This window comes from Pedobacter jamesrossensis (assembly GCF_042650905.1).
Taxonomy (GTDB): domain Bacteria; phylum Bacteroidota; class Bacteroidia; order Sphingobacteriales; family Sphingobacteriaceae; genus Pedobacter; species Pedobacter jamesrossensis.
Genome location: NZ_JBHSBY010000040.1, coordinates 1 through 502 on the forward strand (window position 1 = coordinate 1; position 502 = coordinate 502).

At 37.5% G+C, this 502-nt stretch carries 1 protein-coding gene; it reads right to left on the reverse strand.

All coding sequences use genetic code 11. The features are described 5' to 3' along the window. On the reverse strand, nucleotides 1-502 hold a 502-nt coding region (locus ACFOUY_RS21645), incomplete at both ends, for a cation transporting ATPase C-terminal domain-containing protein (RefSeq protein ID WP_378960157.1).

A 502-nucleotide genomic window follows, 5' to 3' on the forward strand; every position in this document is an offset into this window, starting at 1 on the left:
AACTAGGGTAAGCAAGATGACAACTAATACCAAGTTGTTTTTATATCTAATCGTTGTAAAAATAGAATAGTAAAAAGAACGGTTTACCAGTGTGAGCATGATATTGGCAGATATAAGGCATGTAAAAACCATAGTTCGTGTCAGCTGTTCATCTGCTCCCTTACCTACCGCATACTGATAGGCTGCAAGGGTTCCCAGGGTAATTATAAGTCCCTGAACTACACTTGTTGACAATTCTTTCCAACTGAAAAATGTTGTACTCAATGGCCTTGGCTTATTGGACATTGTATTTTCTTCCATCGGCTCATTCTCATAAATTATAGAACATGTAGGCCCCATGATCAGCTCCAAAAATATAATATGTACTGGAGAGAAGATATTGGGATAAATCCAGTTTAGCGCCAGCGGAATAAACACCGTTAATATAATTGGGATGTGAATGGAAATAATATACTGTATTGCCTTTTTAAGGTTTGAATAGATCCGTCTGCCCATGGCAATA